The organism is Agrobacterium sp. T29, assembly GCF_006970545.1.
Classification (GTDB): domain Bacteria; phylum Pseudomonadota; class Alphaproteobacteria; order Rhizobiales; family Rhizobiaceae; genus Agrobacterium; species Agrobacterium leguminum.
In genome coordinates, this window is the sequence record NZ_CP040641.1 from 1,649,434 (window position 1) to 1,672,811 (window position 23,378).

The following is a 23,378-nucleotide window of genomic DNA, read 5'->3' on the forward strand; positions in this document are numbered from 1 at the left end:
GGATGCACCTTGTTCTAAGGGTGTCCACCACATACATACGTGGCGTATGTGAATGAGATAATTGCATACGACGCGTATGTCAACTAATATACGCTTCGTATGTAGAAAATGGAGAAGAAATGCGCAAACCTCGCAGTGAAATGATTGCCGAGACGCGGGCGAAGCTTCTGGCTGCCGGCCGCAAGGCCTTTGGCAGCATCGGTTATGCGGAAGCGTCGATGGACGACTTCACCGCCGAAGCCGGTCTCACCCGTGGCGCGCTCTATCACCATTTCGGCGACAAGAAAGGTCTGTTGCTGGCGGTTGTGGCCGAGATTGATGCGGAGATGACGAAGAGGCTCTGTGACATCTCCTCGAGGGCCGCGACCCGATGGGAGGGTTTCGTCGAGGAGAATGTCGGTTATGTGCGCATGGCTCTCGAACCGGAAATCCAGCGGATCATGTTTCGCGACGGGCCGGCGGTGCTCGGCGATCCGTCGCGCTGGCCCAATGCCAATGGCTGTATCTCGGCTGTCGCCCGAAGCCTGGATGCGCTCCGGGAAGAAGGCACTATCGGCGACATCGATCCGGAGGCATGCGCCCGCTTCATCAATGCGGCGAGCAGCAGCGCCGCCCAATGGATAGCCAATTCCGACGACCCGGAAACGACCTCGAAACGGGCTGTCGGCAGTTTCCGGACCTTTCTGGAGGGATTGCGGGTCAGGAAAGACTGACCCGCATAGCTGCTATCTGTTATTCCGGGTCGGCTAGGCGATCATCACGGAAAATGTGTAGAGATATCTGGAATAGATACAGATCATGTTATTGGTAGCACCTGTTTGACACCTGTGAGGTCAAGGTTATGGTCGACAAGCCGTCGGAAAAAGCGTCTGGAAGCGCGCCATCGGATCAATCGCCAAAGCTTCTTTCGGGCGGCAATCCCCAGATTGCAAAAGGATATGGCGACGCGCCGGTGCAGGCCTATATCGTCGCCATGCCGGGCTGGAAAAGCGCGGTCGGTGGCCGTATCGACAAGCTGATCGAAGGTGTCGTGCCCGGCGTGCGCAAGGCTGTGAAGTGGAATTCGCCCTTCTACGGCATGGAGGACGATATCTGGTTCCTCAGCCTTCACTGCTTTACGAAATATATCAAGGTGACCTTCCTTAACGGCGCATCCTTGCAGCCTTTGCCGCCCGGCACATCCAAACACCCGAAGGTCCGCTACCTTGATATCCACGAGGATGCGTTTGATGAAGCGCAGTTCGTGGAGTGGGTGAGGCAGGCAAGCGTGTTGCCCGGCGAAAAAATGTGAGCGACCGGGTTTATCGGTGCCAGAGGCTTTCAAGCGCGCGATGATCGCGAAATAGGCCGACGAATCATGCCGGTTTTCCTGCCTCTTAAGGATCGTGTCGCGCTGCGGATGATGAGAAATCGCGGGCTGTCCGATACAGTTTTTCCGGCGTGAAGAAAAACCGGCCGATCCGGCCGATTTCTGTTTACTTTTGCCGGGGTTGCACGCCATCACGCTCACTGAATTCGCTGCCAGGCGTATCGCAAACCACGGAGGATGAGATGAAGGCACTGGTGCTGGAAGAAAAAGGCAAGCTCTCGCTCAGGGATTTTGACATTCCGGGTGGAGCAGGATCCGGTGAACTCGGGCCCAAGGATGTGCGCATCCGCACCCATACGGTCGGCATCTGCGGCTCGGACGTCCATTATTACACCCATGGCAAGATCGGTCATTTCGTCGTCAACGCGCCGATGGTGCTCGGCCATGAAGCGTCTGGAACGGTGATCGAAACCGGCGCCGAGGTGACGCATCTGAAGGTGGGCGACCGCGTCTGCATGGAGCCCGGCATTCCCGATCCCACATCGCGTGCCTCCAAGCTCGGCATCTACAATGTCGATCCAGCTGTCCGCTTCTGGGCGACGCCGCCCATCCATGGCTGCCTGACGCCTGAGGTCATTCATCCCGCCGCCTTCACTTACAAGCTGCCCGACAATGTGTCCTTTGCCGAAGGCGCCATGGTCGAACCCTTCGCCATCGGCATGCAGGCGGCGCTCCGGGCGCGTATCCAACCGGGCGATATCGCTGTCGTCACCGGGGCAGGTCCGATCGGCATGATGGTGGCGCTGGCGGCGCTTGCCGGCGGTTGCGCCAAGGTCATCGTTGCCGATCTCGCCCAGCCGAAGCTCGATATCATCGGTGCCTATGATGGCATCGAAACCGTCAACATCCGCGAACGCAATCTCGCCGAGGCCGTCTCCGCGGCGACCGACGGCTGGGGCTGCGATATCGTCTTCGAATGCTCGGGCGCAGCACCCGCCGTGCTCGGCATGGCGAAGCTGGCGCGGCCGGGCGGTGCGATCGTGCTGGTCGGCATGCCTGTCGATCCGGTTCCGGTCGATATTGTCGGCCTGCAGGCCAAGGAACTGCGGGTCGAAACGGTTTTCCGTTACGCCAATGTTTACGACCGGGCAGTTGCACTCATCGCCTCCGGCAAGGTCGACCTGAAGCCGCTGATTTCCGCGACCATTCCCTTCGAAGACAGCATCGCCGGCTTCGACCGTGCGGTGGAGGCGCGGGAAACGGACGTGAAACTTCAGATCGTGATGCCGCAGTAAAAGATCGCGTGCCGACCGCCGATGCCTGCCACCGATGATTGAGTGGCAGAGATGCTGCGGAAAAGTATGAGTGCGGCCTGCCGTTGTCCGGCGGTCCGCACTCCGAAAATTTACCGGATATCGCCTTCGGGTGAGCATTGTTTGAGCGGATCACGCCGAATTGTGCAAAAAAATCGGCGCGGCCGCCGAGTTTCTGGCCAGTCCCGTCCGGCGACTATTCAATTCCCGACAAAAAAGAGTCAAAAAAGTATCGGTAATTTCTTCGGCGTGATGTGGAAGCACAGATAGCGCACGCCATATGCTCCTCATCAACGCCTGGGACGAGCCATAAAGAGGAATGGCTCTGCTCCGCAAATGCGGCGGACGTGTCGATGGGAGGAACTATGATGCAGCCCGATCTGGAACTGGTGCACATCCGCAAGGGCGAATCCTTCGCCGCCTGGCGGCATGGCTATCCGTTCCGCACCGTGCGCTGGCATTATCATCCCGAATACGAAATCCACCTCGTCGTCGCCACGTCAGGCACGTTTTATATCGGTGATTTCGTCGGCCGTTTCGGCCCCGGTCAACTCATCATGACCGGTCCCAATCTCCCCCAGAACTGGATCAGCGAGATCGAGCCGGACGAGATCGTGCCGACACGCTCTCTCGTGATCCAGTTTCCGGAGGCTTTTATCGAGGATGCCTGCACCTCCATGTCCGAGATGGAGGTGGTGCGTGCGCTGCTGGACCGCAGCCGCCGCGGTATTCTGTTCGACGATGAAACGAGCGATCGCGTTCGCCCACTGATCCTTCGGCTGATCGAGGCGCAGGGGCTGACGCGGCTCGCGCTTTTCTGGGAAATTCTCGATCTGCTGGTCAACGCGCCGTCTTCCGAGGTGCTGGCAAGCCTGAGCTACGAGCTGGACCTGACCGGCATTGGCGACAGCGGCATCAACCGCGCGCTGTCGCATCTGCGCCAGCACCTGACCGAGCAGGTCGAGGAAATCGATCTCGCCGAGATGGTGGGCCAGAGCCAGAGCGCCTTTTCCCGCGCCTTCAAGCGTCACACGGGAACGACGCTGGTGCGGTATCGCAATCAGTTACGCATCGATCTCGCCTGCCAGATGCTGCTGGCGGATCAGGAGGTCAAGGTGGCGGAGGTCTGCTACGATGTGGGCTTCTCCAATCTTTCGAATTTCAACCGGCATTTCCTGAAATTGAAGGGAATGTCGCCGTCGAGGTTCCGCACAATATTCGCAGCCCAGAAGGCAGCGGTCATGGCGGATTAAACCAGCGACACATCGCCGATTTTTTAGAATTCGGGCAGAGGGCTGTCCGGAAACGGGGTCTTGTTGCCCCAATTTTCCAACCGGGAGGAAGAGTGAGATGAAAATGAAGTCCAAGTTTCTGATGGCGACAGCCGCAATTGCAATGATGGCCGCTCCGGCGCTGGCGCAGGAAAAGCTGAAGATCGGCATGACCTTCCAGGAGCTGAACAACCCCTATTTCGTATCGATGCAGGAAGCGCTGAAGGAAGCCGCCGCAAGCATCGGCGCCGACGTTGTCGTGACTGATGCTGGCCACGATGTGGCAAAGCAGATTTCCGACGTCGAAGACATGCTGCAGCAGAAGATAGACATCCTGCTTCTGAACCCCACCGACAGCGCCGGCATCGAAGCCGCCGTTCACGCTGCCAAGGCTGCCGGCGTAATCGTCGTTGCGGTTGACGCCAACGCAAACGGCCCGGTCGACACCTTCGTCGGCTCGAAGAACCGTGACGCGGGTTACAAGTCGTGCAAGCATCTCGGTGACGCGCTCGGCGGCAAGGGTGAAGTCGCAATCCTCGACGGTATCCCGGTCGTTCCGATCCTGCAGCGTGTCGAAGGCTGCAAGGCAGCTCTCGCCGAATTCGCCGACATCAAGCTGGTCGATACGCAGAACGGCCGTCAGGACCGCTCCGTTGCTCTCGGCGTCGTTGAAAACATGATCCAGTCGCATCCGAACCTCGCCGGTATCTTCTCGGTGAATGACGGCGGTGCGATGGGCGCTCTGGCTGCGATCCAGGGTTCCGGCAAGGACATCAAGCTGACCTCGGTCGACGGTGCTCCGGAAGCGGTGAAGGCGATTGCCGAGGGTGGTCCTTTCATCGAAACCACCGCACAGTTCCCGCGTGATCAGGTTCGCGTCGGCCTTGCCATGGCGCTCGCCCAGAAGTGGGGCGCTCGCGTCGTGCCGAAGGAAGTCCCGATCGACGTTATGGTCGTCGACAGCAAGAACGCCGGCGAGTTCAGCTGGTAAGAACTCCTCCCAGGCCCCGTCCCCATCTAGTATGGGGGCGGGGTTAAATCCCGACCATTGAGGAGGGTGAAATGCTGGAACTGAATGGAATAAGAAAAAGCTTTGGCAAGATCGAAGTCCTGCGCGGCGTCGACCTTGAGGCGCGCGCCGGTGAGGTGCATGCGCTTCTGGGAGAAAACGGCGCTGGCAAGTCGACGCTGATGAAAATCCTGTGCGGCATTTTGCAGCCATCGGAGGGAACGATCCGCATTGACGGCAAGGATCGCCGCTTCGCCAATTACGATGAGGCGATTGCCGCCGGCGTCGGCATCGTGTTTCAGGAATTCAGCCTGATCCCCTATCTCAACGCAGTTGAAAACATGTTTCTTGCCCGCGAGATCCGCGGGCCGCTGCGCCTTTTGAACAAGGGCGCGATGCGCAAGCGCGCGGCCGAGATCATGAGCCGTCTGGCGGTGGATGTTCCGCTCGACGTGCCGGTGCATCGCCTGTCGGTCGCCCAGCAGCAATTTGTCGAAATCGCAAAGGCGCTGTCGCTGGATGCGCGCATTCTCGTTCTCGACGAGCCGACGGCGACGCTCACCCCCTCCGAGACGGAACACCTGTTCAAGGTGATGCGCGAGCTGCGGCGTCAGGGTGTGGCGATCATCTTCATTTCGCATCACCTCGAAGAAATATTCGAGATTTGCGACCGCATCACCGTTCTGCGCGATGGCGAGTTGATCGGCTCCTGCCTGACCTCGGAGGTCGATAATGACCGTCTGGTAGAGATGATGGTCGGCCGGCGCATCGAAGCCAGTTTCCCGCCGAAGCCGCAGCTCGATCCTGCCGCCGCAAAGGTGATCGAAGTCGAAGAGCTGCAATTGAAGAAGGGCGGTCCCGTCTCGCGCTTTGCGTTGCGCAAGGGCGAAATCCTCGGCTTTGCCGGGCTTGTCGGCTCGGGCCGCACGGAAACGGTTCTCGCCATGCTGGGCGCGTATTCCGCCTCGCGCCGCAAGATCAGGGTCGACGGTGTGGACACGCGTTTTTCCGGCCCGGATGAAGCCCTGATGCGCGGCATCGGCCTGCTGCCGGAAAGCCGCAAGGAGGAGGGGCTGATCACCAGCTTCTCCATCCTGCAGAATATTTCGCTGAACAATTATCGCAAATACCGCAAGGCCCACTGGTTCCTCGATCTCAAAAAGGAACTGGAGCATACGACGAAGGCCATGGCGCAGGTGCAGGTCAAGGCGCAGGGACCCTTTGCCCGCGTCGATACGCTATCGGGCGGCAACCAGCAGAAGATCGTCATCGCCCGCTGGCTGAACCATGACATGCGCGTGCTGATCTTCGACGAGCCGACACGCGGCATCGATGTCGGCGCAAAGGCGGAAATCTACTCGCTGATGCGCGAATTCGCCGCCAAGGGCCATTCGATCATCATGATCTCCTCGGAGCTGCCGGAAGTGATCGGCATGTCCGACAGGGTCTGCGTCTTCCGTTCCGGCGGCATCGTCGCCACGGTCGAGGGGGAAGACATCAATTCAGAAACAATAATGACAAACGCCACCACCGGGAGAGTTGAACATGTCGCTTGATGCAAACACCGGCACTGCCGCGAAAACGGGCGGCTTCAGTCTCAGTGCCATGCTGCGTTCGCCGCTTGCCCTGCCTCTGGCGGGCTTGATTGTCGTATCGATCCTGATGGGGCTTGCGAGCGACAATTTCTTCAGCCTCAACAACATCATGAACGTGCTGCGGCAGGTTTCCGTCGTCGGCATCCTCGCCGTCGGCATGACCTTCGTTATCCTCACCGGTGGCATCGACCTGTCGGTCGGCGCGGTCATGGCGCTTGTCGGCACATTATCCGCCGGCCTGATGGTGAATTCGGGCCTGCCTGCCTCTGTTGCCCTGCCGGCCGGTCTCTTCATCGGTCTCGGCATCGGTATCTTCAACGGGGCGCTTGTCGCCTGGGGCAAGATGCCCGCCATCATCGTCACGCTTGCCACCATGGGCATGGCGCGCGGTCTCGGCCTTATCTATTCCGGCGGTTATCCGGTCAGCGGCATTCCGAGCTGGATTTCCTGGTTCGGCGTCGGCCGTATCGGTGTCGTTCCGGTTCCGGTCGTCATCATGGTGGTGATTTATGCTATCGCCTGGGTGCTGTTGCAGCGCACGGCTTTCGGCCGCCATGTCTATGCGCTCGGTGGAAACGAGCTGGCTGCCCGTCTTTCGGGTGTGAAGACGCAGCGCGTCAAGCTCGCCGTCTACGGCATTTCGGGTGTCACCGCAGCGCTTGCGGCGCTCATCCTTACCGGCCGCCTGATGAGCGGTCAGCCGAATGCCGGCGTCGGCTTCGAACTGGACGCCATCGCGGCGGTCGTTCTCGGCGGCACGGCGATTGCCGGGGGCAGGGGTCTCATTCTCGGCACGCTGATTGGTGCGGTGCTGCTTGGCATCCTCAATAACGGCCTCAACCTGATGGGTATCAACCCCTATCTGCAGGATGTCATCAAGGGCGGCATCATTCTGCTGGCCATCTATATCGGGCGCGAATGGCGCTGAGCCGGCCCGGAAATATCTTCATAAACGCAGGAGAATTAAATGTCTGAATCGCTGCAAGGCAAGATCGCGGTCATCACCGGCGCCGCATCCGGCATCGGGCTTGCCACCACCGAAGCGCTGCTGGAACAGGGCGCAACCGTGGTCATGGTCGACTGGAACGAGAAAGCCTTGAATGAACTCGCTGCCAAGCTCGGCGAGCGCGCCATCCCGCAGGTGACGAACCTTCTGGATGCCGACAGCTGCAACGCCATGATCCCCGAAATCCTCGGGAAGGTCGATCATATCGACATTCTCTATTGCAATGCCGGCACCTATATCGGCGGCGATCTGACCGAAACGACGCCTGAAGCCATCGACAAGATGCTGAACCTCAACGTCAACGCCGTCATGAAGAACGTCCATGCCGTCGTGCCGCATATGTCGGAGCGCAAGACCGGCGATATCGTCGTCACCTGCTCGATTGCCGGCCATTTCCCGACCTATTGGGAGCCGGTCTATTCGGGCTCGAAATGGGCGATCACCAGCTTCGTGCAGGGCATGCGCCGCCAGATGATCCCGCACGGCGTGCGTGTCGCGCAGGTGTCTCCCGGCCCGGTCGTTTCCGCACTTCTCGCCGACTGGCCGGAGGAAAATCTCCGCAAGGCCAAGGAGTCCGGCAGCCTGATCGATGCGAGCGAAGTGGCCGATGCTGTTGTCTACATGCTGACGCGCAAGCGCACGGTCACCATCCGCGACATGCTGGTCTTGCCGACCAACTTCGACCGCGTTTAAAAATCTCTGGAGCGGCGGAAAGACCGGAAACGGTCCGCCGCTCAACCCTGTTCAAGCACCGGATGATCCGCTCCGAGGAGTATCGCAAATGGCTTCCTATCTGATTGGCGTCGATGTCGGGACCGGCTCGGCGCGCGCCGGTGTCTTCGATGTCGCGGGAAAGCTTCTCGCCACCGCCAAACGCCCGATCAGCATGCATCGCGAGGATGGCGGCATTGCCGAACAATCGAGCGGCGAAGTATGGCAGGCCGTTTGCGACAGCGTCCGGGAAAGCGTTTCCCGCGCCGGCATCGATCCCGCCGAGGTCGCCGGCATCGGTTTCGATGCCACCTGCTCGCTGGTGGTGCGCGGACCGGACGATGAGACCCTGCCGGTTGGCGCCCCCGATCATCCCGAGCGCGACATCATCGTCTGGATGGACCACCGCGCCGTTGAACAGGCGGAGCGCATCAATGCCGGCGAACACGCCGTGCTGAAATATGTCGGCGGCCGTATTTCCCCGGAAATGCAGACGCCGAAACTGTTGTGGCTCAGCGAAAACAGGCCCGACATCTATGCGCGGGCCGAGCACTTCTTCGATCTCACGGACTTTCTGACATGGAAGGCTTCGGGCGCGCTTGATCGCTCCGCCTGCACGGTGACGTGCAAATGGACCTATCTGGCCCATGAGAACCGTTGGGATGCGGAGTATTTCACCCGCATCGGGCTTGGCGATCTCGCCGAACAGGGTTTTCGCCGCATCGGTCAAAGCGTCGTCCATCCCGGCACGGCGCTGGGTAACGGTTTGACGGAAGATGCTGCAAAAGCCATGGGTCTGGTTGCTGGCACCGCGGTTGCGGCAGGTCTGATCGATGCCCATGCCGGCGGCGTCGGCACGGTGGCTGCGGGCGGCGATGCGTCGCGATGCCTCGGTTATGTTTTCGGCACCTCATCCTGCACCATGACGACCACCACCGAACCCGCCTTCGTGCCCGGCGTCTGGGGCCCCTATTATTCGGCCATGGTTCCGGGCGCGTGGCTCAATGAAGGCGGCCAGTCCGCTGCCGGCGCGGCCATCGATTATCTCGTGCAACTGCACCCGGCCTATGCAGAGGCGAAGGCGCTTGCCGACAAGGAAGGCAAAGCCTTGCCGGTATGGCTCGCTGACCGGGCGCTCAATCTTGCCGCATCCGCTTCCGCTGCCGTAAAGATCGCCGAGGATTTTCACGTGGTGCCGGAGTTTCTCGGTAACCGCGCGCCGTTTGCCGATCCCCATGCCCGCGCCGTCATTGCCGGTTACGGCATGGAGACGGGCGTGGATTCCCTTGTGGCGCTTTATGTGGCCGGCCTTCTCGGCCTCGGTTACGGGCTTCGCCAGATCATCGAAACACAGGCCCGCAACGGTGCGCCGGTGGAAACCATCAGCGTCAGCGGCGGGGCGGGTGCGCATCCGCTTGCAAGACAATTGCTGGCAGACGCCACCGGACTTCCCGTTGAGCTTAGCGAATGCGAAGAGCCGGTGCTTCTCGGCTCGGCCATGCTGGGTGCCGTCGCCGCCGGAACCTATCCGGACCTTATCGCCGCCATGCCGGCCATGTCCCGCGTCGCCAGCAGTTCCGCACCAGATCCCGCTTTTCAGCGGGTGCACCAGTCCCGCTACGACGCGTTTCTGGCGCTGCAAAATGCGGCGCGCGCCATTCGTGCCGCCAGCCATTGAACCACGTCACAAACTCATATCGTCCGGCCGTCATGGCCGCAAAATAAAGAGGATTCCATGCAGTTTTCCGGAAAATCCGTCATCATCACCGGCGCAGGAAAGGGCATCGGTCGCGCCTGCGCTCGCCTGATGGCCGCGCGCGGTGCGGAAGTGGTGGCGATCAGTCGCACCCAGTCCGATCTCGACAGCCTGAAAAGCGAAATCGGCGGCCGTTCGATCCGCGTCGATCTTGCCGATGTCGCCGCCACCCGCGCCGCGATGAAGGAAGCGGGCCCCTGCGATTTCCTGATCAACAGCGCCGGCATCAACGTGCTCGAAAGCGTGCTGGATATGAGCGATGCGGGTTATGAAGCCGTTCTCGGCATCAATCTGCGCGCGGCTTTGGTCGCATGTCAGGAATTTGCCTGCGCCCGCGTGGCGAAGGGCGGCGGCGGCGCCATCGTCAACATCACTTCCATCGCCGGTCACCGGGGTTTTCAGGATCATCTCTGCTACGCGGCCTCCAAGGCCGGGCTGGAAGGGGCAACGCGCGTTCTTGCCAAGGAGCTTGGCCCGCACGGTATCCGCGTCAACGCGGTTGCGCCGACCATCACCCTCACCGAACTGGCTGCGGAAGCGTGGAACGACCCGGCGAAAAGCCAGCCGATGATGGTTCGCCATCCGCTGAACCGGTTCGCCGAAGCGGAAGAGGTGGCTCAGAGCATCGCGCTGCTCCTGTCGGATGACAGCCGCATGATTTCCGGAGCCGTATTGCCGGTCGATGGCGGTTTCCTCGCCGTTTGACGTGCGTAGGGGAAGTCTGACGCGCAAACGTCTGCCCGAAAATAAAAGAACGCCCGGCAAACAGCCGGGCGCTCCTCTTGATGAATGACAATGCTGTTAGTGACGATGCTCGGGCATGTCCTTCAGCTGGTCCTTGGTCCATGAAGTGACCGCGTGGACATCGCCGTCCTCATCCCGCATGAAATCAAGATCGCTGAGCGGTACTGCGACCGGCTTTGCGCCGATACCAAGAAAGCCGCCGACATCGATGATGGCGGTGCTGCCGGCCCCGACGCCGTGGACATGATCGACCTTGCCGACCTTGTGATCGTCTGCACCATAAACGGTGGCGCCTTCAAGAACGGACGGCGTCAGTTCCGTTTCAACCAGGCGTACGTGATTGGTGTGATCCATTGTTCTTGCTCCTGTCTTGGTTTGCAGAAAACAAACTCCCCCATCGCAAAACCGTTCCATCGAATGTCGCTGGCCGGCGCCAGTCGATGAAGACCGGTGATTTCTCATCGGTACATTGTTGGGGTTTGCGGCAGGCGGTTCCGAAAAGGTTGCGGAATGGTCACACCTTTTCTCTGGAAGACAAGTTTTCGCTAAATTGCAACCGCTAAAGTTGTTGCGATGACGTGTCTGGATGTTATCTCTGCGTCAGGTTGAATCATCAAGGGGATGAGGGATGAAAAAGTTGGGGGCGGTTTTGCTGGTGGCTCTTTTGAGCGCATGTGCAAAGCCATCTGACGGACCGACCGCAGGCAATATCCGATCTGCGACTTTCCCTCGAACCAACGAAAAAATCCCCGTCATCGAGCTGGCGAATGCGCCGGCGGCCACTGTATCCGCCGGAAGCCTGCAGAATGCCTCCGGCCCCGGCCTTACAGCGCTTCGCAACACCGGTTACAACGCCCAGAGATTGCGTCGCGGCGACGTGATCGACATCACCGTGCTCGATACCGGCGAAGACGGGCTTTTCTCCCCGACGCAAAGCAAGACGCTCAATCTCGGACGCTTTACGGTGGACCAGAGCGGATCGGTGAATATCCCCTTCGTCGGCAAACAGAGGGTGGTGGATTCGACGCCCGAGGGGCTGCAATCGCAGGTCGTTGCCGGGCTCAAAGGGTCGGCTGTGAACCCGCAGGCCGTCGTCACCGTCGTCGACAAGCCGACGAGCGCCGTCATGCTGAGCGGTGCGGTGAAAAACCCCGGAAAAATAACGCTTACCGCCCGTCAGGAGCGGGTGCTCGATGCGCTCAATCAGGCCGGCGGCCCGACCGTCGCTCCGGGCGCTGCCACGGTTACCGTCGTTCGCGGCTCGCACAGGGCGAGCGCGCCGCTTGACCGCGTCATGCGGGAGGACCGCCAGAATATCCGCCTGTCGCCGGACGATCAGATCATGATCGATGGCGATGCGGCGAGCTACACCGCGCTCGGCGCCTTTAAGAGCGCCGGCGAATTCCAGTTCGAAGCCGGAAAACTGACCCTCGCTCAGGCTGTCGGCCGCGCCGGCGGATTGCTGGATGACCGTGCGGACGCGCGTAATGTCTATGTCTTCCGCAACGAGATCGTTCAGGTGCCGTCGGCAACCGCATCGGGCGCGAAAGGCCCGGTCGCGACGGCCACGACCATGCGGCCGGTGATTTATCACGTCAATATGCGCGATGCTTCCAGCATTGCCCTCATGCAGCTCTTCCAGATGCAGAAGGGCGATGTGCTCTATGCCAGCAACGCACCGCTGGTGGATTCGGCCAAGCTCCTGACCGTGTTCCAGAAGAGCGTGCCGACGGCGGCAGCACCGCTTCCCGGCAGCGGCAACTGACCAATGGGGCGCTACAGAAGCTGTAGCGCTTCCATCGCCGATTGCGGCCGCGACGCGGGTTCGTCGTGGCAACAGGCGTCCGCAAAGTCCGCCACCCTTTGCGTTTTTCGCATCTCACTCGTAGCGAAAAGCCGCCGGGCGAGCCGCCCCACGGAGAATATATCCTGATCCGGCTTTGCGGTTGCGTCCCGCATCCGTTCCGGTGCTGCAAATTCGTGCGAGGCGGCAAAGCTCATGCCCCGGTCCGCGTGTTTTTGGCCAATCTCCAGCGCAATGCCGAAATCGCCAAGCCTGCCCGTTTCGAAATCGCCGTCCTCCAGCAGAATATTGGCTGGCGTGACATCGCAGTGGACATATCCCCGTGCATGCACGGCGCTCAGCCCTTCCAGCAGGCGGCGAAGGATTGTGATCGCCTGCGGCGCTGTAACCGGCGGCTGCGATGCAAGCGAGGCCAATGATTGCGGGAACCATGGCTGCAACAGACCCGGCCGGCCATCGGCCAGTCTCAGCAGCGCCGATGTTTCCACCAGGCAAGGATGGCGCAATGTCAGGCCGAGCTGCGCCTCCTCGCGTAATCTTTGCAGCAGCGCCGCGTCGTTTCTCAACGCCGGCGGCGTGGTTTTCAGGGCGTGAAGGGAGCCGAGATCGCGGTGCCGCACCTGCAGCAGCAGCGTGTTTTCGCTTTCGTAGGCAATCCGTTCAAGGGTAAAGCTGTCGGCGATCCAGTCGGGTTTCGCGTCGGAAAAATGCGAGACTTTCCGGTCCAGCGCATTTCTGACCTGATCGATCAGGTCTTTCTGTTCTTCGGTGGGCCTTTCCCGCGTGCCGTCATGGCGAATGCTTTGCCACAGATCGGAAAAGCGCTCGGCAACCTGCGGATAGGCAGGCCCATCGCCCGGTTGTTTACCCTTGCTCAAGCCGGTTTCCAATCACAATGGCGCTGACATTCTCGCGTGCGTCCTCGATCAGCGCTTCCTGGATCAGGGCGCTGGCGCAATCCTTGATCGGGGTGTTGCCGACAATCTCGGCAATGGCCCGCTCCTTCAGGATTTGTACCAGCGGATAGCTGCACAGGAGCAACCTGTCCTGCGACCCCCAGTCTTCCCCGACGATATCCGGCCGGAACTGCTGGGAAAGGCCGACACATTGCGCGAGCTGCCTTTTCATGCCGACAACGACGTGATCGCGCGAAAGCTGATGCATGGTTCCGTTTTTCAGGAGATAGGCGCGCGCGTCGCCGGACCACAGGACGCTCAACCTGCGGCCGATAATGGAGGCAATGATGACGCTCGCCATCGGCCTGCCGTCGGCGCCCATGGTTTGCCGGGAAAGAAGCAGGCTGTTGACGGTGCCGAGCTTTCCCCTGATCTGCTGCACCATCACCTCGGGGTTTTCGGCATCGGGCGTCTCGGCAAGAATATTTGTGGCCAGACGTGCAGCTTCCACGGCGCTGTGTGTATCGCCCTGTCCATCTGCTATGGCGAAGAGGGCAGGGGTCTGGGAAACGAAGAGCGAATCCGCATTCAGGGAAAGCCGTGTTCCGGGGTGCGTGGCATAGCTGTAGGCGACCGATGACGGCTGTTCGGTTGCCGGTGCGGGCGGAGTTTTGTGTTTCGCACTTTCCTGCGCCTGTACGGGTATCGAGCCGTCCTCCTCGCCCTTGCCTGCCATGTCACTGAAGAGGCGCAGGAAATCGGAAGCTTTCGGTTTGCCGTCGAATTTGAGACCGCGGGCGCGGCGGCTGACGGGATCGATGCGCCACCAGAGGCTGGTGGGCGCGCGGCTGCGCACCATTTCCGGCGCATCATCCTCTTCCCGAGGTTTCGGCAGGCGCAGTTTTTTAACGGAGGTGTTAAACCGGGACATGTCGAAATCGCCCGTCATGGATGTCTCGGCCAGCGCCTCGGCGGCCATGAACCAGGTGTCGTCGAGATAAAGCGTTCTCGGATGTTTCCGGAAGCTATTGAGCTGGGCAATGATGGCAAGCGGATATTTGCGCCCCACCCGGTCTGCACTGGGCACCAGCACGCCGGCATAGGCGCAGTTTCCCCATATGCCGCTTTCGATGATGAAGCGAATGGGGGGCGATGACGTAAATATTTCGGGCCATCGGCCCGAAAACAGGTCTGCGCAGGCATGCAGGCCGGATCGCATCCAGTCGTCAAATGTCCCGATCAGCTCCCGTTCAAGCCCGTCGGAGATGAAGTCGCCATGGCTGGGGACCTTGCCGAAGAAGCCGATGCGATCGCTTTCCGCTGCGGTTTCCGCGGGCCTCGATGCCTGATTGGCCATCAGTCGTTATTGACCGCGGTGCTTTTCGTCGTTGCTTTCATCATAGATCCCCTCCTTAAAAAACGGTGCGCCGCCCCGCCGCTAAAATTGCGCGGGGCAGGCAAAGCCGGCGATGGCGTCCAGCCTGAACGGGTTGAGAACCGAGCCGAACTGGATATCGAATTCGGCAGCCTGAGCGCCATTCGCAAATCGCACCCGCAGCAGGTCACCCGACTGGTTTTCGATATCGGCGCCGTCGAACAGCCGGAATGGCGACCAGTCGCCGTTTTCGGTTTTCGCCTGCTGCCAGCCGCCCGGCTGGAAGGCGATGCGCGACAGGCTCGCCGTGTTTTCACGCGACGGCCAGGTGATCGATTTCGCCTGAATGGGGCCGTGATAATAAACCACCCGCTCGCCTTCGATTTCCAGCATCACCGCGCTGGAGGCATTGGTGAGCGAAACGGGTTTGACATTGATCGACACCGCCGGCGTCTCGCTGCCATTCGGGAAAAAGGCGCGCGAAATCTTGTCGGCATTTTCGAACTGGGCGACGGCGCTGCTTGGAATGCCGGCGGCGCCGAAAGTGCCTTTCCAGCTCCAGGGGTTGGTCGTCTTGTCGACAAAGGCTTCCATTCGCTGTTTGAAGAAGGACTGGAAAATCCCGGTCGGCCCGAAGAGACGGGTGAAATCCGCGATGGCGACATCCCGGGAAGATGACCTGTCGAAAGGATAACGCCCGGTCACGATGGAAGAGCACAGCGATGCCGCATCGGCCGCCCAGAGTTCGGCAATGCGGCTGCGGGCGGATTTGACCGCAAGCGATCCGACATCCGCCGCCACGCCCGCCACCCACACATCGAGGGGCGCCGGCAATTCACGGGCCTGCTGCAACAGATCCTGATTGGCCTTGGTGAGCTGGCTGTCCACGTCGAACACCTTGGCGACCTCGTCGGAGGTGGTCGCCGAGCGGGCAAGCTGCTCGTTCAGCATCTTGAAATGCGCGAGCAACTGTTCCGATGGCGAGCCTCCGGCCTTGCCGCCATTGGCCTGCTCGCCCGTTGTGGCCGCGCCTTTCGCCGCCAGCATGTCGCGCAGTCTCGCATAGGGATCGGCCGCGTTCACCGTGGCGGCCAGAACGGCCGCGGTCGCGTCGCCTTCAGCGGCGGAGGCGAGGGCGGCGGGGTTTGCTCCGGGGCGCAGATCGGTCGCCTCCGCGATCGATCTGGCAGCCTCCACCACGATATTGCGTTCATTGGCAAGCGCACGGGTTGTTTCCACCGCGTCGCCAAGGGTCTGGGACGGCTTGACCCGAAGGTCGGCCAGCGTATCGGCCCATTTTTTCTCGAAACGGTCGAAATAGATTTGCAGCGCGGCCTGCGCCACCTGCTCGACGGTTGCGCCACGGAGTGCATCATCGGAACCGCGTACCCATCCTTCGGAAAGTGCGATGCGCGCCGCATGGGCGACCTGCGGGATGACGACGCTGCGATATCCCTCCGCCGTGAAAAGACCTTCGATGCCTTCCGCCATCGGCGCTTTGCTGCGCCGCTCGAAGGCGCGCTCTCCCAGCGGGCCGAAGGCCGTGGCGGGTGTCCATTCCATCAGTTCCCGCGCCTGCGGAAGACCGGCGAGAATATCATAGGCGCGCGTGCCGACAGCCTGGTTGCGGATGGTTTCACGGGCAGTGGCGATGAGCCGTGCGTCTAGCTCAATCGGGGCGAGCACGCCGTCCGCCAGCGCTTTCGCATGCCGGTCGAGCGCTTGTCTCGCCGCCGCCCTTCCATCGCCGGGATAGAGGGATGCGAACATCTGGTGCGTCTGCACGGTCAGGAAATCGGGGTCCAGCGCACCCATGCCGCCAAGCATTCCATAGAGCTTCAGCGAATTGAAGGTGCGCGTGACATCCTTTTCGTCCTTGAGCTGTTTCTGGAGCTGCACGATCATGCGCGGCAGGAGCAGGGCATTGAGCGCGCGCTGATAGGCGTCACGCTGCCGTCCCGCGATCTTGTCTTCCTGATCGAGCCCGAAGCTGACGTTCCACACTCTCTCGTGGGCAAAGCCGGAATTGACGTCGCGCAGATTGTCGAGCGCCGGAAGGATGCGGAGAAAATCGGCGTCGGAAACATCGCGCACGGGAATGCCCTGAACGAGCTGTTCATAAGCGCCAAGTCTGCGATCCGCTTCGGCAAGCGCCTGCGTATTGGCGAAATAGGTGAAAATCCAGCCGGTGAAGACGATGGCGACCGCAGCGGCCGAAACACCATAGGCGATGCGCCGCACCAGCAATTGCCGTCCGGAAAGGCGCTTGTCGCGCATCACCAGCGCGGCTTCGGGGAAGATGACATCCTTGAACAGCCGCGACAGGAAGTAGCTTCGGCGGGTTCTGGCCGCTGCGGGAGACCTTTCCGTTTCCGGCTGCGTTCCCGAAGCGAGATAAACGCCCCGCAAAAGCGGGGCTTCGATCAGCGGAGACCGTGCGCAAAGTTCGGTCAGGGCCTCATGGAGCCGGTCTTTCAACCGCGCAAGTTCGGCAGGGAAGCGGAAGATACGCCCGCGCGTCTCGGCATTCTGCTCCTGCTGCAGGCGCTCGATCAGCATTGCATCGACCCGCTGTTGCAGCAGTTCGAACTCTTCCGACAGGCGTTGCGGCAAGTTTTCGGCGGTATAGCTCTCATCCAGCTTGAAGGTGGTGCCCCACACCTGCTGGCGATCGGTCTTGTTGAAACCATCGAAGAATTCGACGAAACCATGCAGCAGATCGGCCTTGGTCAGCACGATATAGACGGGAACGCGGGCATGCAGATATTCGTCCAGTTCCGAAAGCCGCTGGCGGATGGAGCGCAGTTCCTGCCGTTGTTCCTCGGGATCGCGGGTGAGAAGATCAGGGATGGACAATGTCACCAATGCGCCATTGATCGGCTGCGACCGGCGATAGCGTCTCAGAAGGCCGAGGAAACCTTCCCAGCCGGCTTTGGATGAGCCATCGAGGTCGTCCTGTGTGGTGTAACGGCCGGCGGTGTCGATCAATATCGCCTCGTCGGCGAACCACCAGTTGCAGTTGCGCGTGCCGCCGATGCCCTTTACCGCGTTTTCGCCGAGCGCATCGCCAAGCGGAAATTGCAGGCCGGAATTGGTGAGCGCCGTCGTCTTGCCGGAGCCGGGTGCGCCGAAGATCACGTACCAGGGAAGGTCGTAAATATAACCAAAACGCTTTTTCGTGACCCGCCGCAGCAGCGCCAGCGCTTCCTTGAGACGCATCTGGATTTCGCCGACTTCGGCCTGGCGGTTGGCCAGAGCCTCGCGCTCGATACTGTCGACGAGTTCCTTGTCCTGCTTGCGGCCGCGATAAATGGTGACGGCGATATAAATCAGCCAGATGGCGAGAACGATGCCGATGGCGATGAGCCGGGCCTGCGTCGTTCCCAATGGCTTGAAATCGCCCAGCGCGACAAGATAGCCGTAAAACCAGATGACGATGCAGAGCGCGACTACCCATAACAGCGACAGGAAACGGCGGCCGATGAGAGCGGCATAGCTCTCGACATAGGATCGGATCGTATAAAAATAGCTCAATGGATTCATGGCTGTGCCTCTTGCGGCTGCTGTCCCGAACTGTTCTCTATGGTCGGCGAGAGAATGCCGGCGTCGCTCAGTTTTTCATCGGGATTGGTCAGGACCATGATTTCCGTTCTGCGGTTGATCTGGCGGCCTTCCTCCGTTTTGTTGTCGGCGATCGGGTCGCTGTCGGCACGGCCTTCCGTCAGGATCGCTTCCGGGCCGGTGAATTGTGAAAGAATGTCCCCGACCGCCTTGGCGCGGGCTTCGGAAAGGTGCCAGTTGGACGGAAATTCCACCGTCTTGATCGGCACGGTATCGGTATAGCCGATGACGACGGCGCGGAATTTCTCAGCCGCAAGCGCGCCGCCGATACGCTGGATGAGATCGCGGAACTGCGGGCTGACATCGGCGCTGCCGGTGGAGAACAGGCCCGAATTGTTGATGCGAATGCGCAGCCGCCCGTTTACATCCGCCAGCGTGACCAGCTTCTTTTCGACTTCCGGCTGAAGGAAGGCCATCAGCTTTTCAAGCCGGGAGGGTTGCCGTGGCTCCACCGTCTTCGGCGGTTCCACGACCTTGGGCGTTTCGACCTGTGCGGGTGGCTGAGGCGGGCTTGCGATCAGCACGCTCGGCGTCTCGTTCGGCGGCAGATGAGCGAGCTTCTCGAAAGTGACATCGGATGCGTCGTTGAGCGACAGCGTGAAGAAGAGATAACCAAGCGCGAAGGCAAGCGCCATCAGGGACAGCAGGGTCCACAGCGCGGCCATCGTGCGCAATGGCGTATGACGGGCTTCCACGCCTTTCCAGTGTGGCGAAAGCTCCCGTTCGAAGGTGCCGTATTGGCCTATCAGCGTCTTGTAGAGGCTGTCGCGGATGCGCGAAAGCTCTAGCGCACCCTTTGGTGAAACGCGGGTGCGCCCTTCGAAAGCCAGCGACAGGCACAGATAGATCAGCAGCAGCAGATCCTTGCTGGCGCCGGGCGACTGATGGAAATGGTCGAGAATGTCGAAAACCCGGTCGCCGCCGGTGACGTCGTTGTGGAAGGTGGAGACAAGGCCGGAGCGCGCCCAGCCTGCCCGCACGCCCCAGGGTTTGCTCAGAACCACATCATCCACCGTGGCGCAGACGACATAATGCGCCGCTCTTGCCCGCTCGGGGCTGATGCGGGCGGAAGCGAGATCGCGCTCATAGCGGGTGATCGCCTCAATGCAGGCGCGGCGAAGCTGATCGGGATCCGGCTCCGCATCGCTGAAGCGCAGGAGATGCGCGAGGTTGAGGAGGGGAGCGGCCGATTGCACGAGCGTCGGCACATCGCCGCCGCCGAAATGGAAACCGGAGAGCAGCTGATCGACCGGCATGGCGGCCGCGCTTGCCTTCGGTCGCCCGGCCGGCCCGTCGGTCTCGACAATGTCTTCGAGGACCGCCGCCATGTTGCGGGCATTCTGGTTGCGTCTGCGGCTTTCCTCGGTGATTTCGACCACCGTTGGCAAATCCTGCCAGGAAGAGGGGTTTTCCTTGCTCATTCGCGTAACGCCCACATTTCCATCTCAAGCCCGGGGAACTCGCCCGCCAGATGCAGGGCAATCGCGCCGGAGGTCTCAAGCTGCTTCCAGAGGGGTGATTGTGTGTCGATCTCGAAATAGACGGTGCCGGACCGATAGGGCAATTGCCGCGGCAGGACCGGCAGGGAGCGCACGGGAATGCCCGGCAGCGCCACGTTGACCAGTTCGGAAATCCGCTCCACCGGCCCAACCTTGATCTGTGCCGGCAGGCGGCGGCGAATGTCTTCGGCGGCCATATCCGCGCGCACCGCAAGCACGAAGCCGGCATCGCGCAGCAGCGTGCGGTCGTGGATGGTGCCGACGCGGACGCCGTGGCGGCGCTCCACCAGCTCGATCGCAACGGCCGCCTGTTCCAGGACCGCTGACAGCGATGTGCGCAGATCGTCGAAAACTGCCGCGAAGGTGGCTTTCAAGTCCTCGTGCCGATAGGGCGGGAAATCCGTCGCCCGCTTTTTGTCCGTGGTGAAGGTTGCAAGCTCGCCAGCAAGCTGGATGCAGTCTTCGTAAAACCGGATGGGGTGAAAACGCGTGGCGTTGGCGCAGCGATGCGCCAGCAGCGGATCGGCCCGGTTGAGGATTTGCAGCAGGAAATAATCGCCCACTTCCGCCGTTCCCCTGATCGTCGGATCGCCGATGCGTTCGGCAATCGCCTGGGCGCGGTGGCGCACGATCCCCAGAAGCTCCGTCAGCAATTCGTTGAGGCGGGGCGCCGCCGCGCAGCTGAGGCTCGGAGGGATGAAATCCGGGTCCAGAATGACCGCGCGGTCTGAGCGGACCTCGATGACCCTTGCAAGACCGATGAGATCGTAACCGGAAAGATCGTCGCCGGTTTTCAGGAATTTCAGGCTGAGACGGCCGACATCGATGGGGGCCACGAAATCCGTCTCGATATTCGTGTCGGAGACCTCATAGCTGGAGGCGGTGAAGCGCACATTGTTCGCATCGTTGCGGCCGCTGGCGGACATGTCCGCCTTGCCCGGCTGCCGGGCGGGCAGGGCGAGATAGATAACGGCGTTCTTGACGCTTTCGTCGAGATCGAGCGGCGGCGGCAGGTCGGAATCCTCCGGCGCCTCGAAAGGCGTTCCATCGGGAAGAACGCCGCGCAGGTTCGACAGGGCAAATTGCCCTATCGATAGCGCGCTGCGGTCCACGCCGATTTCGGCGATGCCCCACGGGTAAGGCGAGAGGTTGCGCGTGGTGTTGCGCACCAGCCGTTCGGTCCAGCGGTCGGATTGCTGAAAATGCTGAACGCGAAGAAACATGCCCTCGCTCCAGGCAACACGGTTCTCATGTCTCATCGTGGTTGTTTACCCCCTTTGCATCGGCCGTTATCGCGTCAGGTTCCTGCGTGGGCGCGGCTTCACCGCGCGCTGCCCGCTGCAGGAACTGCCTGACCGGCAATGGACGGCCGTTTTCCTCAAATTGCTTTTTGTAAGTGGACCAATAATCGGTCTTCATGATCAGCCCCTGCCAGTCGCGGCGCTCGATTTTGGCACGAAGATCGTTACCGGCATCGACGGAGGCTTCGAGCAGCCTCGGCTCGAGTTTTTGCGTGCAGCCGTGGATCAGGGTTTCAAGCGAGGCGGCGAGCCGCCGCTGCTGGCGGATGAGCGTTTCCATCCGCTCGCTCAGGGAGGCTGACGAACCGTGGCCGGCGCGCTCGCCTTCAATGTCGAGAATGGCCAGACAATCGGCGCTTTCCTGCTCCAGCGCGGTCAGAAGATCGCCGATCTCCTGCGCGGTCGAAGCGTCAGCAGTTAATGCGCCCTCCAGGGCCAGGTCTTCGCCTGCTTCCGGGAAAACGCTGTCAAAATCCTCGTTACCTGAGGGCGAAACCGGACGCGAGATCATGACCGGCGTGTTCAGTGCGTCGGTATGTTCGTGCTCGCTGCTTGCAACCGGCTCCTCGTCCCAATTATCAGGCAGAACGGCACCTATTCCGCGCGCCGCGGGCGGTTCGCTCCAGCCGATCTCGACATTTCGCGAAATGGATTTCGCCTTCCGCTTCGCGCCCTCGCGCCATGTTTCGGACCAGTCGTCGGCGGAGGCGGTGTTGCCCATCACGCCGCCGGCCGAACGGCCATTCGGGGCGATGTCGGCAAGGATCGCCGAAATGGTCAGCGGCTCGTCACTCATGCGCAGGGATGCGTCGGGATCGGAAAAATCCAGCTCGGCATCGCCGCTGATGGCGACCTGAAAAACCTGCCCGCCAATGTTGATTTGCGAACCGTCGCGGAGACGCGTGCTTTCGCCTTCCAGCAGCAGGCGGCCATCGACCAGCGTGCCGTTCGCGCTCTGGTCAAGGATCGTAAAACCTTCGCCATCGCGGCTCAGCGTGCAGTGCAGTTTGGAAACGCGCCGCTCATTGTCATCGATCTGCCAGTCGCAATCGCGAGACCGGCCGATGACGCGGCGGCCGCGCTCGAAGCTCCACTGACTGGCTCTTGCGGCTCCGATATTTCGTGTGTCCTTGAGTGCAAGCTTCATATCCATGCCCTCACGCGGAAATCGCCGAGCCTTCGCGCTCGGTCACCACAGCATCGGCGCTGTCTTTTTCTGCGGGCGCCACGCGAGCCCAGCTATTCCAGCCGAGGCGGGCGGGGGCATCGGACTGGCCGAGGCGGCAAAAGGGAATGTCCTCCTTTTTCAGGATCACCTGCACATCGAAATGCAATGCGCTTCCGACGAACAGGCGTGTCAGCGAAAATATCTCCGCAAGCCGCTTCGATCCGGGCGTCAGGGCCAGATAATCCGCATAGGCAACGGGACCGATCACGATCCGGAAGCCGCCGCTCATATCTTCGACAGCGCTTCCCGCCGTCGTGTTCTGTCCGAGCCTCAGCCCGGATGCCTGTCCGAGCTGGCTTTGTTCGTGAAGCGGCAAAGCCACCCATCGCCGGCGAAACTGTTCGACATTCACCGGAAGTCCCGTGAATTCGCAAAGCATGGAGGTCAGGGCCGAAACATTGCGGTTGCGGCCGGCCAGAAGGCCGCTGAAACGCAGGAGCGCATCTTCGCTCACGCCTGCCTTTTCCACCAGACCGGCTGTGCGGAACCCGGTGAGTGCAAGCAGGGTTTTGCGGAAACCGTTCTCCCGCTGCTCGGCCGACCAGCGCAATCCCCTCGCGAGGCGGTATTTTTCCGTTGCGGATACGAACAGTTCGCTGAACCTTGCCGCGAACAGATTGAAGAAGCTTGCCAGCGCACCGGAGCGATTGCGTTCTTCCCGCTGCAACAACTCGCCATAGGCCGGCGGCAGCGAACCGAGCGGCCCGACAATGGGCGCGAAGGCGGATTTCAGTTCGGCCTGGCCGCGTTTGCGGTTGAAACCGCTGATCGCCAGCGGGGTCGGCTGTGTTCCGCCATGGGCGCCGACGACAATCCCGTCATCCGCCGAAATGAGCTGGGCGACGCGAAACGCGGTGGCGGGCTCAAAACGGCCGGGATCGTCGCTGAGAAGCGCCGCCTGCCGGTCTTTCATGGTTGGCGTTTGCTGTTCCATCCCGGT

Annotated in this window: 19 protein-coding genes; 11 read left to right on the forward strand and 8 right to left on the reverse strand. The window is 61.2% G+C overall.

Annotation, left to right across the window (positions count from 1 at the left end):
• Positions 1-119: 119 nt before the first annotated feature.
• The 10 genes from FGF54_RS22650 (at position 120) to FGF54_RS22695 (ending at position 10,675) form a co-directional block, all read left to right on the forward strand.
• The gene (locus FGF54_RS22650) at positions 120-713 is read left to right on the forward strand and encodes a TetR/AcrR family transcriptional regulator (RefSeq protein WP_020812322.1); all 594 of its coding nucleotides are present in this window, start codon (positions 120-122) and stop codon (positions 711-713) included.
• A 128-nt stretch (positions 714-841) separates the two neighbouring features.
• Complete coding sequence (locus FGF54_RS22655; protein ID WP_142781220.1) at positions 842-1,291, forward strand: DUF1801 domain-containing protein; 450 nt, start codon at positions 842-844, stop codon at positions 1,289-1,291.
• A 260-nt stretch (positions 1,292-1,551) separates the two neighbouring features.
• Positions 1,552-2,604, forward strand: a complete 1,053-nt coding sequence (locus FGF54_RS22660) for an NAD(P)-dependent alcohol dehydrogenase (protein ID WP_142781221.1) — start codon at positions 1,552-1,554, stop codon at positions 2,602-2,604.
• 386 nt (positions 2,605-2,990) lie between these two features.
• Positions 2,991-3,875: an AraC family transcriptional regulator gene (locus FGF54_RS22665; protein WP_031234321.1), complete on the forward strand. Its 885-nt coding sequence runs from the start codon at positions 2,991-2,993 to the stop codon at positions 3,873-3,875.
• A 97-nt stretch (positions 3,876-3,972) separates the two neighbouring features.
• Positions 3,973-4,884, forward strand: coding sequence for an ABC transporter substrate-binding protein (locus tag FGF54_RS22670; RefSeq protein WP_142781222.1), 912 nt, complete (start codon positions 3,973-3,975; stop codon positions 4,882-4,884).
• Positions 4,885-4,955: 71 nt separating this feature from the next.
• Entirely contained in the window at positions 4,956-6,458 is a 1,503-nt protein-coding gene (locus FGF54_RS22675; RefSeq protein WP_142781223.1) for a sugar ABC transporter ATP-binding protein, read from the forward strand.
• Positions 6,448-7,425 carry an ABC transporter permease gene (locus FGF54_RS22680; RefSeq protein ID WP_020812316.1) on the forward strand — a complete coding sequence of 326 codons (978 nt, stop codon included), beginning with the start codon at positions 6,448-6,450 and terminating at the stop codon, positions 7,423-7,425. Before FGF54_RS22675 ends, FGF54_RS22680 begins: the two co-directional genes overlap by 11 nt.
• Before the next feature lie 39 nt (positions 7,426-7,464).
• On the forward strand, positions 7,465-8,196 hold the full coding sequence (locus tag FGF54_RS22685) for an SDR family oxidoreductase (RefSeq protein WP_142781224.1): 732 nt from the start codon (positions 7,465-7,467) through the stop codon (positions 8,194-8,196).
• A gap of 88 nt (positions 8,197-8,284) precedes the next feature.
• Complete coding sequence (locus FGF54_RS22690; protein ID WP_142781225.1) at positions 8,285-9,892, forward strand: FGGY-family carbohydrate kinase; 1,608 nt, start codon at positions 8,285-8,287, stop codon at positions 9,890-9,892.
• A 57-nt stretch (positions 9,893-9,949) separates the two neighbouring features.
• Complete coding sequence (locus FGF54_RS22695) at positions 9,950-10,675, forward strand: SDR family oxidoreductase (RefSeq protein ID WP_142781226.1); 726 nt, start codon at positions 9,950-9,952, stop codon at positions 10,673-10,675.
• Positions 10,676-10,771: 96 nt separating this feature from the next.
• Here FGF54_RS22695 and FGF54_RS22700 read toward each other — a convergent pair whose 3' ends face one another.
• A complete protein-coding gene (locus tag FGF54_RS22700; RefSeq protein ID WP_003522015.1) occupies positions 10,772-11,068 on the reverse strand; it encodes a PRC-barrel domain-containing protein in 297 nt (98 codons plus the stop codon).
• Positions 11,069-11,342: 274 nt separating this feature from the next.
• Here FGF54_RS22700 and FGF54_RS22705 point away from each other — a divergent pair, with 274 nt between their 5' ends.
• Positions 11,343-12,479, forward strand: a complete 1,137-nt coding sequence (locus FGF54_RS22705; protein WP_065654944.1) for a polysaccharide biosynthesis/export family protein — start codon at positions 11,343-11,345, stop codon at positions 12,477-12,479.
• Between the two features lie 11 nt (positions 12,480-12,490).
• Here FGF54_RS22705 and FGF54_RS22710 read toward each other — a convergent pair whose 3' ends face one another.
• The 7 genes from FGF54_RS22710 to tssG all read right to left on the reverse strand — a co-directional run bounded on the left by FGF54_RS22710 (position 12,491) and on the right by tssG (position 23,372).
• Positions 12,491-13,396 (reverse strand): protein kinase, encoded by a 906-nt coding sequence (locus FGF54_RS22710; RefSeq protein WP_142781227.1) that lies wholly within the window; start codon positions 13,394-13,396, stop codon positions 12,491-12,493.
• Positions 13,383-14,771 (reverse strand): type VI secretion system-associated protein TagF, encoded by a 1,389-nt coding sequence (tagF, locus tag FGF54_RS22715; RefSeq protein WP_142781228.1) that lies wholly within the window; start codon positions 14,769-14,771, stop codon positions 13,383-13,385. Before tagF ends, FGF54_RS22710 begins: the two co-directional genes overlap by 14 nt.
• Before the next feature lie 81 nt (positions 14,772-14,852).
• Positions 14,853-18,332, reverse strand: a complete 3,480-nt coding sequence (gene tssM / locus FGF54_RS22720) for a type VI secretion system membrane subunit TssM (protein WP_142781229.1) — start codon at positions 18,330-18,332, stop codon at positions 14,853-14,855.
• Entirely contained in the window at positions 18,329-19,831 is a 1,503-nt protein-coding gene (gene tssL / locus FGF54_RS22725; RefSeq protein ID WP_142781230.1) for a type VI secretion system protein TssL, long form, read from the reverse strand. The genes tssM and tssL overlap by 4 nt, the downstream gene beginning before the upstream one ends.
• The gene (tssK, locus tag FGF54_RS22730; RefSeq protein ID WP_078052839.1) at positions 19,828-21,168 is read right to left on the reverse strand and encodes a type VI secretion system baseplate subunit TssK; all 1,341 of its coding nucleotides are present in this window, start codon (positions 21,166-21,168) and stop codon (positions 19,828-19,830) included. Before tssK ends, tssL begins: the two co-directional genes overlap by 4 nt.
• Positions 21,158-22,363: an FHA domain-containing protein gene (locus FGF54_RS22735; RefSeq protein ID WP_168208218.1), complete on the reverse strand. Its 1,206-nt coding sequence runs from the start codon at positions 22,361-22,363 to the stop codon at positions 21,158-21,160. Before FGF54_RS22735 ends, tssK begins: the two co-directional genes overlap by 11 nt.
• A gap of 4 nt (positions 22,364-22,367) precedes the next feature.
• Entirely contained in the window at positions 22,368-23,372 is a 1,005-nt protein-coding gene (gene tssG, locus FGF54_RS22740; RefSeq protein ID WP_142781232.1) for a type VI secretion system baseplate subunit TssG, read from the reverse strand.
• Between the last annotated feature and the right edge of the window lie 6 nt (positions 23,373-23,378).

Excerpts from the sequence above, each read along its gene's own strand:
- FGF54_RS22650 (WP_020812322.1), top strand. The coding sequence starts at position 120 with ATGCGCAAACCTCGCAGTGAAATGATTGCCGAGACGCGGGCGAAGCTT.
- FGF54_RS22655 (WP_142781220.1), top strand. The coding sequence starts at position 842 with ATGGTCGACAAGCCGTCGGAAAAAGCGTCTGGAAGCGCGCCATCGGAT.
- FGF54_RS22660 (WP_142781221.1), top strand. The coding sequence starts at position 1,552 with ATGAAGGCACTGGTGCTGGAAGAAAAAGGCAAGCTCTCGCTCAGGGAT.
- FGF54_RS22665 (WP_031234321.1), top strand. The coding sequence starts at position 2,991 with ATGCAGCCCGATCTGGAACTGGTGCACATCCGCAAGGGCGAATCCTTC.
- FGF54_RS22670 (WP_142781222.1), top strand. The coding sequence starts at position 3,973 with ATGAAAATGAAGTCCAAGTTTCTGATGGCGACAGCCGCAATTGCAATG.
- FGF54_RS22675 (WP_142781223.1), top strand. The coding sequence starts at position 4,956 with ATGCTGGAACTGAATGGAATAAGAAAAAGCTTTGGCAAGATCGAAGTC.
- FGF54_RS22680 (WP_020812316.1), top strand. The coding sequence starts at position 6,448 with ATGTCGCTTGATGCAAACACCGGCACTGCCGCGAAAACGGGCGGCTTC.
- FGF54_RS22685 (WP_142781224.1), top strand. The coding sequence starts at position 7,465 with ATGTCTGAATCGCTGCAAGGCAAGATCGCGGTCATCACCGGCGCCGCA.
- FGF54_RS22690 (WP_142781225.1), top strand. The coding sequence starts at position 8,285 with ATGGCTTCCTATCTGATTGGCGTCGATGTCGGGACCGGCTCGGCGCGC.
- FGF54_RS22695 (WP_142781226.1), top strand. The coding sequence starts at position 9,950 with ATGCAGTTTTCCGGAAAATCCGTCATCATCACCGGCGCAGGAAAGGGC.
- FGF54_RS22700 (WP_003522015.1), bottom strand. The coding sequence starts at position 11,068 with ATGGATCACACCAATCACGTACGCCTGGTTGAAACGGAACTGACGCCG.
- FGF54_RS22705 (WP_065654944.1), top strand. The coding sequence starts at position 11,343 with ATGAAAAAGTTGGGGGCGGTTTTGCTGGTGGCTCTTTTGAGCGCATGT.
- tagF (WP_142781228.1), bottom strand. The coding sequence starts at position 14,771 with ATGGCCAATCAGGCATCGAGGCCCGCGGAAACCGCAGCGGAAAGCGAT.
- tssM (WP_142781229.1), bottom strand. The coding sequence starts at position 18,332 with ATGAATCCATTGAGCTATTTTTATACGATCCGATCCTATGTCGAGAGC.
- tssL (WP_142781230.1), bottom strand. The coding sequence starts at position 19,831 with ATGAGCAAGGAAAACCCCTCTTCCTGGCAGGATTTGCCAACGGTGGTC.
- tssK (WP_078052839.1), bottom strand. The coding sequence starts at position 21,168 with ATGAGACATGAGAACCGTGTTGCCTGGAGCGAGGGCATGTTTCTTCGC.
- FGF54_RS22735 (WP_168208218.1), bottom strand. The coding sequence starts at position 22,363 with ATGGATATGAAGCTTGCACTCAAGGACACACGAAATATCGGAGCCGCA.
- tssG (WP_142781232.1), bottom strand. The coding sequence starts at position 23,372 with ATGGAACAGCAAACGCCAACCATGAAAGACCGGCAGGCGGCGCTTCTC.